We start from the raw sequence: 14,676 nt of genomic DNA on the forward strand, positions 1-14,676 counted from the left end.
CTCATTCTTCAGCTATCCTTCGAATTTTAGTTCTTGTTAGAGACTTTTTATGAAAGTATTCGCAACCAGCAACCAGCTCATAAAACTACCTGGACTAGCCTTGGGTCTCAGAGGATTAGTTCTCTTAGCACTGCTATTGGGCAGCTGCGCGGTAGCTGAGACCGGTCCTGGTGTGCCGTCTGGTTCGGAAGTCCCTCTGCCTTCTATGAGGCTACCCGGTCTACGACTACCCGATCAGCCAATAGCGATTGATTCACTGAGCGCTGAGCGGGCCGAGGATAATGTTTCTATCTCTGGTAGGGTAACGCAGCGAGTCGCGACTTTAGATGGCTGGATTTATCAAATTAAAGACGATACAGGCAGTCTGTGGGTTTTGACGCGCCAATCTGATCCTAACGTAGGCGAGATCGCAACGGTGTCAGGAATTGTAAAACATGAGGCAATTGTGATCGAGGCAGTCGATGCTAGCGAAGTTTATCTAGAAGAGCACGCTTACAGGGCTGCTGATAGCGCTGCTGACGGCACTGCTGAGCCCTCACCCGCCCGGAGGGAAGTTAATTAGTGCCAGCCTACAGCGAGCATGCAATCACCTTAGCTAGCTTTGAGCAGATCGATCGAGAGATTGGCGAACACCCGTTTACAGCAGCAGAATATGCGATCGCCCGGCGAGTTATCCACACAACGGCCGATTTTGAGTTTAAGCGGCTGATAAAATTTTGTTATCAGCCAGTAGAAGCCGCAATTACCGCATTTAGATCAGGCGCACCCATCATCACTGATGTTTCTATGGTGGCTGCTGGCATCGGGACAGTCGTTGAGCGCACCTGGCAATCTCAAGTTACTGTTGCGGTTCAGCAGGCTTCTCACTCTGCCGTTGGATCTTCTTTTGACCTAGATCTAGTCACACCAGCTCAGACTCGTAGTGCTATGGGGATGGCTAGCTGCGTGCGAAGCCATCCTGGTGCAATTGTGGCTATAGGCAATGCGCCCACCGCTCTGATGGTGCTTTGCCAAGCGGTTGCAGCAGGTTATTGGCAGCCTGCTCTAGTGATCGGCGCGCCAGTGGGGTTTATTAACGTGGTCGAATCAAAACAGGTACTCTCAACTTTGAGCATCCCCCATATCCTAGTCGAAGGCCGAAAAGGTGGATCGGCAGTAGCTGCAGCGATTCTGAACGCAGTCATGATCTGGGCTTGGGAGGCATAAGTAGCACTTTGGGTCAGACACCTTTGGGACAACCAAAAATTCAGGTTGTTGGCGTCGGCCTAGACGGCGCTGATAGCCTAAACTCGAAGACTCTAGAGATTGTCAGATCAGCAACGGTACTGTTAGGTAGTCAGCGGCATCTAGACGGGTTTCAAAAGCTTGAAAAGTCCACAGCTAGTCAGGCAGCAACTGGCCAAGGAGCAAAAGAGTGGGAAGTAGAAAGATGGGCGCTAGGCAACTTCTCTGAAGCGTTTGACAAGCTACGCTCATATCTGATTGACCATCCGAATGCGCGTATCGTCGTTCTAGCTTCTGGAGATCCGCTCTTCTTTGGCATCGGGCGACTGCTCCTTGAATATTTTCCAGCAGAGCAGCTGGCCTTCCATCCCCAACTCAGTGCTATTCAGCTGGCCTTTAGCCGTCTGAAGATTCCATGGCAGTCAGCGACTTTGGTCAGTGTTCATGGCCGAGGTGAAGCGCTTCTAATCAAAGCACTAAAAAGAGGTGACGAGAAGATCGCGGTGCTGACAGATTCTGTTTTGACACCCAGCGCGATCGCCCGTCTTGTCGAGGCCTTAGAGCTGCCCATACGCTATCGGATCTGGGTCTGCGAGAATCTGGGCGCTAAGTCAGAGCGGCTCAGCCTGTATAGCAGCGAGCAAGGGGTAGACTACAGCTGCTTAAATGTCGTAGTGATGTTGCGTGAGCTTGAATCCAACTCGGCCAGTATAGAAAGTCTGCCACTCATTGGCTTACCTGATTCAGTATTTAAAGGATTTCCAGATCGGCCGACGCTGATGACCAAACGGGAGATTCGACTTTTGATCTTAGGGGCGATCGCCCCTTTACCACACCAAGTTATCTGGGATATTGGTGCTGGGACAGGTTCTGTCAGCATAGAGCTCAGTCGACTCTGTCCGGCAGCGCGGATTTATGCACTTGAGAAAACGGCAATAGGCGCAGCCTTAATCAAACACAATGTAAAGCAGCTAGCAATTGGTCCAATACAAGTTGTCCAAGCGAAAGCGCCCGATGCCCTCTCACAGCTACCCACCCCAGATCGAGTATTTATCGGCGGAAGCAGCGGTCGCCTAACCGATATCCTCAGCTATCTTCATAAACACTTTCAGCGCAACCACACTATCAATTCAAAGAACAATTCAAAGAACAATTCTCATCACCCAGTGCGAATTGTTCTGGCCCTAGCTACCGTAGAAAACGTCGCGGAAGTCATCAGTTGGCTCGACCAAGAAGATACAGAGACAGCAGTAAAGTCGACGATAGAGAGATCGAAAGATAGCCAAAAATTAACTTCGAAACGAATCAAACACACCTGGCAACATCAGCTAATACAAGCTAATATCTCACGCTCAATTCCGGTTGGACCACTGACCAGATTCTTGCCACTTAATCCCATCACCATAATGACGCTATCGATGGGCAATTATTTAGAGCAAACAGTTGAAAGAGAAAACAAGCATCGCTGCTGATTTATCAGTCATCATATCAATCATGCATGCCGGATCTTTCAGATAGTTTCACTTGTTAATCGGCTTCACTGCTAGTCAGTTTCAGCCTTGGTCCGTTTCGCTGTCATCATCACTACTACCCACCTGTTCGAGCCGAATATGTTTATAGCCCAGCTTGATAACAAATTCATCTCCAGGCTTTAGACCCATAGCCTGCGTGTAGGTTGAACCAATTACAATCTGACCATTCTTGTGGACACTCACTCGATAGGTTGGCTCTCGTCCCCGCCCATCTTTAGTCCCCTCAGGATTTAGCGAAATTCCCCTAGCCTCTAGCAGCGCATCGTAAAAGTCCGCTAGGTTTGCCCTTATCTGACCATCCTTCGTTTCTGTGTAATAGCCACATGCTTGGGCACTTTCACGCTTAGATAGATGAGCGAGTTCATTGATTTTCTGAAGGAGAGACTTTCCCTTCAGTGGATGGTTTTTATTCGCCATAGCACTCTTTCATCTAGCTTAGATTTCGCTAACTACAAGGTACTCACAGCTAATATCTCTCACTATCTAGTGATCATGTCCAGTCTCATCAGATAACCCAAGATCAGAACAATTAGCAACAAGTAGAAGTCACAAACAATACTTTAATCAGAGATCAATCTTGACAGCAATTTATTAATGATGATACCGCTTAAATATTCATCAAGAATACCAAAACATCTATCAAAGTCTAGCCAACTATTGCGACTTCATCAACACACTCTCCACTAATCATTCTATCAGTTTGCTATATCGTAATAGCCATCTATAGTCTACGGCAGAATGGTTTTGAGCAAATGGCAAACCCTTTTTAAAAAAAGCACTCTTCTTTAAATGCCATTTCAAATAGCACTTCCAAAACACATCGAAAACACAACAGTGAAATTAACAGTGATAGATGGGCTGCTACCCTCTTCCTATAAAAGATACTACGCGTCTTTTCATTCAGCGCTCCTATACAAGCACTCTTACCAGCATTTCTCTACACCATTCCGTTGACTTAATTTGTACTCAAGAAAGCCTCTCCAATGTATCGATTAACCGATAATATACAGACAATAGACTTTAACTAGCTATCTTTCAATGGCAGGACCTTCTCTAGACACACCGGATTCCACAGACTCATTGGCATCGCCTGAACAACCACAACCTGGCTTTGGCTGGACTCAATATGCAGAACAAATCAATGGTCGATTCGCTATGGTTGGATTTGTCGCACTACTGCTGTTAGAGCTGTTCACAGGACAAGACTTCTTCACTTGGATAGGGTTGCATTGAGTCTTCAGCGCAATTAGTCGCAGGCGATAGACAGGCGATTAGCTCGAAATACAACAGCGTCGGATGCGTGCTCAAAAGAACTATTGGTCCAGCACTGAGCAGTAGTAGGCAGTAGCTAGTAGAACCCACTCAAGAGCTAGCCTCAGCCCTTCTACGGACAGGGTATCAACTGCATTAGGCTATAGGTAATGTCAATTTTCTGTGCCTCCATCCGTTCACTCACTACTCAATGAAGCCCACAGCGAATAGCAAGAGAAGGATACCTCCTACCTTGATTCATTTCACCTAAGGATAACTACTATAGAAGACAGAGAAGGCTGCGCAGTGAATGCGCAGCCTTCCTCATACGTTAGTTCGTACAGCCTTTCATCGTTAACTTGTAAGGGTAGATAGGCTTTGGACAAAGCTACCTAAGAATGAGCGCCTATGCTAGACCAGTATTCGCACCGCGCCGACCAGTAGCAAGTTCTACTTTCACGATAGTCCCACCCATTTTTTGGATTCTCTGCTGCTCTTTGAACCAGTTATCATAGGGAACTAACTTGGTAAAATAAGTATTCTGGAGCTCGCGCTGAGTTCGAATCCTGGTTTGACTAGGGACGCAGGCAGTGACTCGAAACATTCGCATGGTAATGGCCTCTTGGGTGTTTAAATCTAAAGGGTCTAAATCTAAAATTTTGTCGCTGAGTCAGCGCTCGTAACGCAAGGATTGACTTAAGCACTTTTGCTATCTGAAACGGGTCCTTGAAATGCATAAGGGCAACAGATATCAAGTCAGAAACTTACGAGCTTTTGTTTTACAACACTTACACCAGCTGTTTTCTTTCACTGAAATCTCATGCTTGTCAGGCGCTTATAAAAGTAATCTAACCACCTACTACACCTCGCAAATACTGTGCTTTTGATTAGAACTACTTTATCAGCGGCCTCTTACTAAACTTTCGTATCAGGACTTTTTTAAAAGCTTCCTTTACGGAAGTAAGAGCAATCTAGAAGTCTGATAAATCAATGCTAATGTTTCGAAGCCTCTCAGATATCCAAAGGTCGCTTTTAGTCATCACTCTGGACATCCGCTAAGCCTTCAATTCTTTAACACTCACTCCAGACTTCTAGAGAGGATTAAGACTCGTCAAAAGACTAAGAATTAGCCTTCGTGAATCTAAAGTGGAACCGAATTACTTAACTGTATCTACTTAGCTATGCCTAACTCAGGACCTAGCTCAGGCCAGAGCAGATATAGTCGAGGTAAACACCCATCTCTTTACCAGCGTCAGCACCAACTAGGCTAGCAGTAACTTCCTTGATTGCTTGGATGGCCTGAACGGTAGCACCAACAGGAACGCCCAAGGAATTGTAAGTTTCTTTCAAACCGTTGAGCACGCGCTCATCGAGGATGGAAGGATCGCCAGCGAGCATGGCGTAAGTAGAGTAGCGCAGGTAGTAGTCCAAGTCGCGAATGCAAGCAGCATAGCGACGAGTGGTGTACATGTTGCCACCAGGACGAGTGATGTCTGAGTAAAGCAGAGACTTCGCAACTGCTTCCTTAACGATTTCAGCAGCGTTAGCGCTGATAGAGGTTGCTGCACGAACGCGCAGTTCACCAGTTTGGAAATAAGCTTTAAGCTTATCCATAGAAGACGAATCAAGGTACTTACCTTGCACGTCTGAAGCATTAATTACAGCAGTAATTGCATCTTGCATGGGGTTTGCTTCCTAAAAGTGGACTAGAACAGATATGGACAAATGAGCAACAACAGATCTCTCAGGTGTTAGCTCTAGGTACTAGCTCATAGATGGCTTACTGCAAGCCACCAATAACGTAGTCAAAGTAAGACGCAGCTTCAAGCGCATCATCACCAGACATCATAGAGCCAGCAACGCTCTTCATACAGCGAATGGAGTCTGCCATCGCAGGGATAGAAGTACCTAGCGAATTGTACATCTCACGAGCGCCGACCAGGCCAATCTCTTCGATAGGCGCCACGTCCCCTGCGACCACACCATAGGTGATAAGGCGTAGGTAGTAGTCCATATCGCGTAGGCAGGTGGCTGTCATTTCTTCGCCATAAGCGTTGCCGCCAGGAGAAACAACATCAGGGCGCTTTTGGAAAAGTTGGTCGCCGGCAGTTTTGACGATTCGCTCACGAGACTCAGTCAAGACCTGAGCAATACGAACACGACGCTCACCAGAGGTCACAAACCCCTTAATGCGATCCAATTCACCGGGGCTGAGGTAGCGGGCCTCAGCATCAGCATTCACGATTGACTTCGTGACTATACTCATTAATGGATTCCTCCGAAAGAATAAACCAGATGAGTTTCACTGGTTCTGTGTAAAAACAGATGAAAGATCAAACAGCTGAGCCTTAGTTTTAAGACTTCGATGCTGTTCTAAGGTAATCGCACATAGCCCTTGCCAAAGCTTTGGGCACAGTATGCGGTACCGACAACACTATTATGAAGTCTTACGAGCAGCGAAAGGTATAAACTTTGTTACTTTTCTGGCCTGCGAACAAACTAGAGAAGAAGCAACAGAAATATTCCTTTTAAGAAGCTGCTCTGGCCTTGCTCAGCAACAGTTTTCTGTAAACATTTTCCAGTATTTAGCTTACCTTCTTAGAGGTTTAGAAACATTTCGTAATCTAAATCCTCAGTTTTCCGAAAGGCGATCGCTCGGTAGGTCGACAAAAGATGGTTTTCCTTGGGTAAGCAAAACAGGATGCACAGAGGGTGAATGTGCATCCTGTTACGATTCAAGAAGCTATCAGCTAGTCTTCTAACGCACCAGCCATCAGCGGTAGCTTTTCAGAGACCGATGTGGAGGGATTTAACGCATCGAAGCTAGGAACAACAACATCGTCACTTTGCTTGGTTAGACGGTTGTATAGAATTTCCGTATTAGGGAAGTTCGCAGCCGGTAGCGTGGGGAAACGGCGATAGGGAACGGTATCTTCGCCAAAGTACTGAGCATATTCTGGCGTGTCAACCAGGGCGCGGATGAAGCCACGAATGCCTTCTGATGCCAGTATTCTGTTGTACTTACGAATTTCCCCTTGGTCTTGAGGAGCACGGCCTAAGAAGTGCTTGGTCCCTAGCTCAATAACTTTGGTATTGGGATAAGGGGCATAGAACTCTTTGATATAAAGTTGGGAGTTACCTAAGCCTTCGATGAATTCCTTAACGTTGATCTCACCATTGACCAGCTTGCTTTCTAGCTCAGAGAATTCACTGCCTTTGACTACGTAGGGGTCGATGTTACGCTCGAATATCTGACGATAGGCAGCTTGAGCAACAGTTAATACGGCGGTTTTTTCCTGAGTAGTCAGCTTAAAGCGTTTGGTTTGTTCACGCTGTACGCTCACCCCTTGGTTAACTCGCTGCTGCACCTCAGGGATTGGCCGATTCTTATCGACAGCACCTAGCTCTATAAATCGAGGCGTCGTCTTTTCTTCTGGGCGAGCACCCGTCTCTTGGATGCTGCCAACTCTGAGCGATCGCATCGCCTGACCACCTGGCGTCAAATATCGCTCGTAAGGAACCGTATCCTCACCAAAGCACTCAGTGTATTCTTGAGAGTCAATAATGGCGTCAATCAGCGCATAGAAACCTTTCTTAGCACAGATATCAAAGTACTGGTTAGTCTCCTGTCGGCCGTAAGTAGGACGACCTAACAAACGCCGATGAATGTATTCCACCGCCTTCATCACATATAGTGAAGTCCAGTAGATCTTTCTAAACGATTCTGACTTTGCAACTGCCTTAACGAACTCACGAACGTTAATCTCGTCATTGTTAAAGCGACTTTCTGCCTTACTAATTTCTTGGCCTGCATAAACCGGACGGCCAAACACCTGACGGTAAACCGCGCTAATAATTGTCTGTTTGCTAGCCTCAGAAGACTTAAACACCTTCGCGCCCAAAGAACCCGGCGCAACAGGACGAGCAGCAGGATTGCTGAGCTGATTGTTGATGCCAGCACCTTGATGAATTAGAATCCGACGAGTGTCTTTACTAAACGGCGCCGGGCTCGAACTCGGATCGCGAGTCTCTTTCGGAAAGATTGCGCCAAACTGAATTTCTAGCGGATCGTTGCCAGAGCCATAAACATGTTGGTCAGGTAGGGGCTGATTGTAAGAGGCAAACAGCGTAACGAACTGAGGGATCTTGCGATACGGTGCGCTGTAGTTGAATAGCTCTTGCTGCGCACCCCAGTTTCGACACTCTTGAGCTTCTTGGCCCAGACCGCGAATGTAGGGAACGGTCTCTTCGCCAAAGTAGTCGGCATACTCTTGCGAATCAACTAAAGCATCAACCAGCTTAGACAAGCCGCCTTCAGAGACAATAGCAAAGTATTTTTGAACTTCTTCGCGAGAGCTTGGCCCGCGCCCAAGAATATGACGAAAAGCCAGCTCTAAGGCTCGGCTGTTGATAAACGGTTCGAAGAACTGCCTTCTATATAAAGGAGACTTCGCTAGGCGACGGATGAATTCCTTCATCGAAATTTCGCCGTTTCTGACTTTGGATTCTAGATCGGAGATGGACTGCGAATACGCACGAGTAATATCTCGCTCGAATACCTGACGGTAGGCAGCCTTGATCGCTTCGTTCTTTTCTAGCCGCGAAAGCCCAGGCTTCATCGCGTACTTAGGCCGACGCTCTGAAGCGTTAAAGTAAATCTGCGGTAGCTGCAGACCCTGCTGATCTTTTGAGGAACGCTGACGGAGTTTCTTTGAAGGGGTTGGCCCTTTAAACTCGCTCAGCATGATGTCAAAGTACTGACGCAGAATATCTTGCGCTTCTGGATCGCCCTTGAAGTAACCCACTGAAGCTCCACGCATCGTTTGAATCGCAACGATAGTAGCCGGGGTTGAACAGGCATTCTCAATAATTTCTCGTAGTCCCCGGACATTTACTTTCAAAATATTCGGATCGCCCGCGACAACGGCATACGTGAGATAGCGCAGGAACCAGCTCATGTCTCTAAGAGACTTTTGCATATTGCTAGGGCCGTAGCGAGCCACATTGATCGGCCTGAAGTTGGGAGGGGTGACGCCGGCATCGGGATCGTTAATTAGCAGATTACGAAGACCGCTAAAGATGCCGCCCCTGCTACCATTACCATCGCTGTTAGCCGCAACAAAGGTGGCCGTTCCTAGCTTAGAAGCTTCTTTTTGGTCAAGTGGAACGCCACCCCGCGTCATCTCTTGAGGGGCATCGTCTGCTGACTTTTCTAGATAAGCTAGCGCAGAGCCACCCGTAAAAATGCGATTGGCCGCTTGAGATACGATTAGCTCAGAGTAGCGAGTAAGCGTTTGGGCGATCGCCACTCGCTTCATTCCAGAATTAAAGAAAGTCTTGAGTTCACCAAGTTCGGTGTTCTCCATATAGCGGTCTTTTTGCTCCGCCTGAGAAATCGTGGAAGCAGGCAAGGTTTGGTAAAGTTGGGGCCGTGCTACAGAGCTTCCGCCGCTAGCTGTCACTGTCATGGGTTCTCAAAGACTCCCTATATTAAGTACTTAGGATTCGTTAAAAAGTTTGTGTTTCCTGAGGTTCTGCTCTCAGATTAAAACGATTTGGAATCGCAAATCCTGGATTGTTAAGAACCGTATTGTTTGTTGGACGTTTGTTGAACACAAAAAGCCCAAAAGCCAGGAGCTGATAGGTGAAGCACGCTTTTTGATACCTTTGATACCGAATCAGCCTAGCCGATCATAAAAGATTAGTAGCGTTCTCTGAGAAGAGTGTGAACTTTTGTAATGTTTGATTTTGTCTGGTGTGTCTCGTTCGGTACACCTGTGCGAAGCTTTTTGGATACTGGATAAATAGGCGATGCTAGAAAGAGCAGGCTCATCTGTATTCTTTTCCGTTGAGCCACCTTAGCCACCTTTGAGATTCATGTCTCAACTTAGAATATCCTTAAACTTATAACTCTATATGCAGTCCACTCAGCCGCCTGCCAACCCACAAACTAACCTGCCTGGACTTTCATCCAATTCGTCCAAGACTGAGACTGATACCGCAACCGTAAGTTCTGCGGTAGCGAAGTTGTATGACGCCTATCCCTTTCCACCTGAGCCTTTGCTAGATGAAGCTCCTCCCGGCTACAACTGGCGCTGGACTTGGCCTGCGGCATACAGTTTCTGCACAGGGCGGAAGCCCGAAACAAACAGCGTACGGATTCTAGATGCGGGCTGCGGGACGGGAGTAAGCACGGAATACCTGGTGCATCTAAATCCAGAAGCAGAGGTCGTAGGCATCGATTTAAGTGCAGGCGCAATTGCGGTTGCGAAAGAACGCTGTCAACGCTCCGGTGCAGATAGGGCTAGCTTTTACAACACCAGCATTTACGACGTTGAACAAATCCCCGGTAAGTTTGATCTAATCAACTGTGTAGGCGTACTTCACCACCTGCCGGACCCTATTCGTGGCATTCAGGCCCTCGCTAAAAAGCTCAAGCCCGGCGGCATTTTTCATATCTTTGTCTACGCCGAGCTAGGGCGCTGGGAGATTCAGCTGACTCAAGAGGCGATCGCGCTGCTGCAAGGCGACCAACGCGGTGACTACAAAAATGGCGTCGCTATTGGTCGCAACCTCTTCTCCGCCTTACCCAAAGAAAATCGGCTACGCCAACGAGAAGAGACACGCTGGGCATTGGAAAATCAGCGCGATGAGTGCTTTGCCGATATGTATGTCCACCCTCAAGAGATCGACTACAACGTTAAAACGCTTTTTGATCTCATAGATGCCTCAGGACTAGACTTCGTAGGCTTTTCAAATCCGCAGTATTGGGATCTATCTAGACTAATTGGGTCAGCGCCCGATCTAATGGACAGAGCAGCAGAAATGGAGGAGCGTGATCGCTATCGCCTGATAGAAGTTCTCGATCCAGAACTGACTCACTTCGAGTTCTTTTTGAGCCGCCCACCTTTGGAGCAAATCGACTGGGATAATGATGAGACGCTATTAACAGCTATTCCCGAGCGGCACCCTTGTATAGAGGGCTGGCCTAGCCGTAGTTTTTTCAACTATGACTATCAGGTGGTCTCGATTGGCGAAGCGGAGTTCGCCTTTATGGAAAAGTGCGATCCGGATCAGGGTCAATCGGTCGCTGAAATTCTGACGCAGATAGACACTCAGGCACGAACTGAGGGACTAGATATGGTGCGATCGCTGCAGAATCGGCAGCTGATCATGCTAGCGACGACTGAGAAATAAACCACTGCTAGCTATTAAATCTTTCTGTAATAAGTATTATTGCCGTGATATGATTGCCCTTGGTTTCACAGAACTTAACTCTAGCTACTCAACTGTTTTGAAGCGTTCCGTTTGATCGATATTTTCTTTCGGGCGATCGCAAAAAAGCAAACAGGAAGAGGCAGACAAATCAGCAGGCAATTAATACTTCTTGGCACCATTTTTAACGTGACTTCTGGGGAAAAAACAGCTGATGTTTCTCTCAATCTCTCGGCGACCGCTGAAGAGAATATTGGTTCAGCCATCGCTGAGCTAGAGACGATTGAAGCAGCTCCTCAAGCCGCTGCCGCTCAAGGAGAGACCGAAGCAGTGTCGGGTCGCCCGCCGCTACCACCCGCGTCTGAAACCTCGATGCAGGAGTATTACCGACTACAGCAAGACTTGCTCAAGCTGACCTTGGTTTTCACCGTCGTCATCTTCTTAGCTGTTTGGGGCACCTACTCGCTTAATACTGCGCTCAACTATATAGTGGGCTCAGTCACCGGTATCGTCTACTTCAGAATGCTAGCGAAGAGCGTAGGTAACATCGGCCGCCAGCAGCCGACGACTTCTAGTGGGCCAAGCAGCGGTAGGATAGCCATTTTTATCGGCGTTATGGTGGTTGCTACCCAATGGCAGCAGCTTTCTGTACTACCGGTATTTCTAGGCTTCCTAACTTACAAAGCTGCGTTGATTAGTTTTGTGCTGTGGACGGCCGTGATGCCAGACAAGTCAGTAGCTTCAGAAGAGCTAGTGTAGTCGTTAGCTGACCCTGCTGGCCTGTGCGGCTAACCTGTAGAGTTTTTCAATAGTCGAGCATCAACTGTCGAATACCCAAGCAGCTTTATCAAGTTTCCACTAGTTTAATAACTGGTTCAATTCATCGGCCTTGTAGCACAGACAACAAAGTTTGACTCCAAAGTGGCCAACAGCAATCTAGAGATCTAAATGGCGATGCTAAACACCTTTCACTTCCTCAACGCGCCACTCCTAGCCAAACTAGAAGTAGGTGAGCACTATTATTGGAAAATTGGCGGTCTAAACATTCACGGACAGGTTTTCATTACCTCTTGGTTTGTGGCTGCTGCTCTGATTGGTGTCGCTTTTCTAGCTACTCGCAAAGTAGAGCGCGTTCCCTCTGGTTTGCAGAACCTGATGGAATATGCTCTGGATTTCATTCGCGATTTGGCCAAAGATCAGATCGGAGAAAAGGAATATCGCCCCTGGGTTCCGTTTGTCGGCACGCTATTCCTCTTTATCTTTGTGTCTAACTGGGCCGGCGCGCTAGTGCCCTGGAAACTATTTCACATTCCATCCGGTGAATTGACAGCACCGACCAACGACATCAATACAACTGTCGCTTTGGCTTTGCTGACTTCGCTAGCCTACTTCTACGCAGGATTTCGCAAACGCGGCCTAGGCTACTTCAAACGATACATTGAGCCAACGCCGATTTTGCTGCCTATCAACATTCTTGAAGACTTCACCAAGCCGCTCTCACTCAGCTTCCGACTTTTTGGAAACATCCTTGCAGACGAGCTGGCGGTCGGTGTATTGGTACTGCTAGTTCCTCTATTTATTCCGCTGCCTTTGATGGTGCTAGGTCTGTTCACTAGTGCCATCCAAGCTTTGATCTTTGCTACGCTGGCGGCTGCCTACATTGGTGAGGCCATGGAGGGTCATTAGAGTTTGCTACGTTCTAAGCATCTAAACTCTGTATTTTTCGTATTTTAAGTCTTGAGAGATGGAGACTCTCGTTAATCTCACTCTGGGCTAGCCGTCCTATTTATGGAGAACATCGCTGGAGAACTCTCTTGGCTTTGGTTTGAAATAGTAAAAGGCTTGGACAAGACACTCTAACATCACAAGGAAAAACATCATGAATCCTACTATTGCTAGTGCATCTGTTATCGCGGCTGCTTTGGCTATCGGTCTAGCGGCTATCGGCCCTGGTATTGGTCAGGGTAATGCAGCAGGCCAAGCTGTAGAAGGTATTGCTCGTCAGCCTGAAGCTGAAGGTAAAATCCGTGGCACCTTGCTACTTAGCTTGGCATTTATGGAAGCATTGACTATTTACGGTCTCGTTGTCGCGCTTGTTCTCTTGTTTGCTAACCCCTTTGCATAAGCATTCATAAAGCTGGGAAGAGTAAGAAGCCCCTTTCTTTTCTACCCAGCTTTGTCATGTGTGCCAGCTTGCTACTATCTATCGAGGCCAAATGGGCCAATTCGCTTAGGATAAGTCAGCAAGAAACGGCCACAGTCAAAATTGCCTGTTTATTCAATCGGGAGTTACTTGCTGAGTAAGTTTCAGCGAGGGTAAGTAAAGAACATGTGGATAGGACTGACACTATTAGCTGTTGAAAGCGTTGAAGCAGTTGAAGAAGCGGGCGGGTTATTTGATTTAAACGCCACGCTTCCTTTGATGGCGATCCAGTTTTTGATTTTGATGGCGGTACTCAATGCTATTTTGTACAAGCCTTTAGGCAACGCTATTGATGAGCGAGATGCCTACATACGTAGTGCAAAATCGGGCGCTTCAGAGCGTCTGGCTAAAGCCGAAAAGCTAGCCGCTGAGTATGAGCAGTCTTTGGCAGATACTCGCAAAGAAGCTCGCAACGTCATTGAAGCAGCCCAGGCAGACGCGCAGCAGATTGCCGCGCAAAAGCAGGCAGAGGCTCAGCAAGAAGCAGCTAGCAAGCGGGAAGCAGTACAGAAGGAATTAGACGAGCAGAAAGCAGCGGCGCTCAGTCAGCTGGAGCAGCAGGTCGATTCCTTGAGCGATCAGATTCTAGGTAAGTTGCTAGGTTCAGCAGCTTAATTGCGGGGACTTGGCGAAAAGCTGAGTTGGAAAGAGATTGATCGCTAAAGGACGAACCGTCTAGCGGCAGACACAAGCAAAAAGAGACGAAGCAGTATAGGTATCGAAAGTGTTAACGCAAGCGTGGGGGCTGCTAGCCTCTGAAACTAAAGGGTTCGGGTTGAATTTCGACATCCTCGAAACGAATATCATCAACCTGGCTATTGTTATTGGCGTTCTTATCTACTTTGGTAAGGGCTTTTTGGGTAGCAAACTCCAAGAGCGTCGCCAAGCAATCGAGACGGCAATCAAGGATGCGGAAGCGCGTCAGAAGAAAGCGGCAGCATCTCTAGCTGAGCAGCAGCAAAAGCTTCAGATGGCAAAGAAAGAGGCTGAACGTATCAAGGCAGAAGCCCAGACAAATGCTGAAGCGGCTCGTGAAGCGGTTTTAGCGCAGTCTGCCAAAGACATTGAACGGATTAAAGCGTCTGCTGCCCAGGATTTGTCTTCTCAACAGGATAAGGTGATGCAGGAATTGCGGCGACGAGTCTCGGCAATGGCAATGGAAAAGGTGCGATCGCGTCTACCTGATATCCTCAACCAGGACGTACAGACTAAGCTAGTGGATCAAAGTATTTCCCAGCTAGGAGAATAGAA

The 14,676-nt window shown here is 47.7% G+C and carries 15 protein-coding genes; 10 read left to right on the top strand and 5 right to left on the bottom strand.

Translation table 11 applies throughout. The annotated features are described in order from the left end of the window. The first annotated feature begins 49 nt into the window (after positions 1–49). The 3 genes from S7335_RS25635 to S7335_RS02890 are packed head-to-tail and all read left to right on the top strand — an operon-like array spanning position 50 to position 2,696. Positions 50–562 (top strand): hypothetical protein, encoded by a 513-nt coding sequence (locus tag S7335_RS25635; protein WP_006454445.1) that lies wholly within the window; start codon positions 50–52, stop codon positions 560–562. Continuing rightward, positions 562–1,206 carry a precorrin-8X methylmutase gene (locus S7335_RS02885; RefSeq protein ID WP_006455700.1) on the top strand — a complete coding sequence of 215 codons (645 nt, stop codon included), beginning with the start codon at positions 562–564 and terminating at the stop codon, positions 1,204–1,206. Before S7335_RS25635 ends, S7335_RS02885 begins: the two co-directional genes overlap by 1 nt. 23 nt (positions 1,207–1,229) lie before the next feature. Then, positions 1,230–2,696 (top strand): bifunctional cobalt-precorrin-7 (C(5))-methyltransferase/cobalt-precorrin-6B (C(15))-methyltransferase, encoded by a 1,467-nt coding sequence (locus tag S7335_RS02890; RefSeq protein ID WP_071776952.1) that lies wholly within the window; start codon positions 1,230–1,232, stop codon positions 2,694–2,696. 81 nt (positions 2,697–2,777) lie between these two features. On the opposite strand, the gene S7335_RS02895 is transcribed toward S7335_RS02890, so the two are convergent. Beyond that, a complete protein-coding gene (locus S7335_RS02895) occupies positions 2,778–3,173 on the bottom strand; it encodes an AbrB family transcriptional regulator (RefSeq protein WP_006456406.1) in 396 nt (131 codons plus the stop codon). 621 nt (positions 3,174–3,794) lie between these two features. Between S7335_RS02895 and S7335_RS02900 the strand changes: the two genes are divergently transcribed. Then, a complete protein-coding gene (locus S7335_RS02900) occupies positions 3,795–3,989 on the top strand; it encodes a chlorophyll a/b-binding protein (RefSeq protein WP_038015517.1) in 195 nt (64 codons plus the stop codon). A 424-nt stretch (positions 3,990–4,413) separates the two neighbouring features. Here S7335_RS02900 and S7335_RS02905 read toward each other — a convergent pair whose 3' ends face one another. The 4 genes from S7335_RS02905 to S7335_RS02920 form a co-directional block, all read right to left on the bottom strand. Next, a complete protein-coding gene (locus S7335_RS02905; RefSeq protein ID WP_006455322.1) occupies positions 4,414–4,617 on the bottom strand; it encodes a phycobilisome linker polypeptide in 204 nt (67 codons plus the stop codon). Between the two features lie 587 nt (positions 4,618–5,204). Further along, complete coding sequence (apcB, locus tag S7335_RS02910; RefSeq protein ID WP_006456852.1) at positions 5,205–5,690, bottom strand: allophycocyanin subunit beta; 486 nt, start codon at positions 5,688–5,690, stop codon at positions 5,205–5,207. Between the two features lie 97 nt (positions 5,691–5,787). Continuing rightward, positions 5,788–6,273 (bottom strand): allophycocyanin subunit alpha, encoded by a 486-nt coding sequence (locus tag S7335_RS02915; RefSeq protein WP_006456136.1) that lies wholly within the window; start codon positions 6,271–6,273, stop codon positions 5,788–5,790. 484 nt (positions 6,274–6,757) lie between these two features. Continuing rightward, positions 6,758–9,475: a phycobilisome rod-core linker polypeptide gene (locus tag S7335_RS02920; protein ID WP_006453887.1), complete on the bottom strand. Its 2,718-nt coding sequence runs from the start codon at positions 9,473–9,475 to the stop codon at positions 6,758–6,760. 448 nt (positions 9,476–9,923) lie between these two features. Here S7335_RS02920 and S7335_RS02925 point away from each other — a divergent pair, with 448 nt between their 5' ends. From S7335_RS02925 to S7335_RS02950, 6 genes are all read left to right on the top strand, one after another. Next, positions 9,924–11,204 (top strand): class I SAM-dependent methyltransferase, encoded by a 1,281-nt coding sequence (locus S7335_RS02925; protein ID WP_006456310.1) that lies wholly within the window; start codon positions 9,924–9,926, stop codon positions 11,202–11,204. Positions 11,205–11,411: 207 nt separating this feature from the next. Then, the gene (locus tag S7335_RS02930) at positions 11,412–11,981 is read left to right on the top strand and encodes an ATP synthase subunit I (protein WP_227499937.1); all 570 of its coding nucleotides are present in this window, start codon (positions 11,412–11,414) and stop codon (positions 11,979–11,981) included. 189 nt (positions 11,982–12,170) lie between these two features. Beyond that, positions 12,171–12,908 (top strand): F0F1 ATP synthase subunit A, encoded by a 738-nt coding sequence (gene atpB, locus S7335_RS02935; RefSeq protein ID WP_006456283.1) that lies wholly within the window; start codon positions 12,171–12,173, stop codon positions 12,906–12,908. 193 nt (positions 12,909–13,101) lie between these two features. Beyond that, a complete protein-coding gene (gene atpE / locus S7335_RS02940; protein WP_006454566.1) occupies positions 13,102–13,347 on the top strand; it encodes an ATP synthase F0 subunit C in 246 nt (81 codons plus the stop codon). 216 nt (positions 13,348–13,563) lie between these two features. Beyond that, positions 13,564–14,040, top strand: a complete 477-nt coding sequence (locus tag S7335_RS02945) for a F0F1 ATP synthase subunit B' (protein ID WP_369791685.1) — start codon at positions 13,564–13,566, stop codon at positions 14,038–14,040. Positions 14,041–14,149: 109 nt separating this feature from the next. Beyond that, on the top strand, positions 14,150–14,674 hold the full coding sequence (locus S7335_RS02950; RefSeq protein ID WP_006457643.1) for a F0F1 ATP synthase subunit B: 525 nt from the start codon (positions 14,150–14,152) through the stop codon (positions 14,672–14,674). The last annotated feature ends 2 nt before the right edge of the window (positions 14,675–14,676 follow it).

It is taken from the genome of Synechococcus sp. PCC 7335 (assembly GCF_000155595.1).
Lineage (GTDB): Bacteria > Cyanobacteriota > Cyanobacteriia > Phormidesmidales > Phormidesmidaceae > Phormidesmis.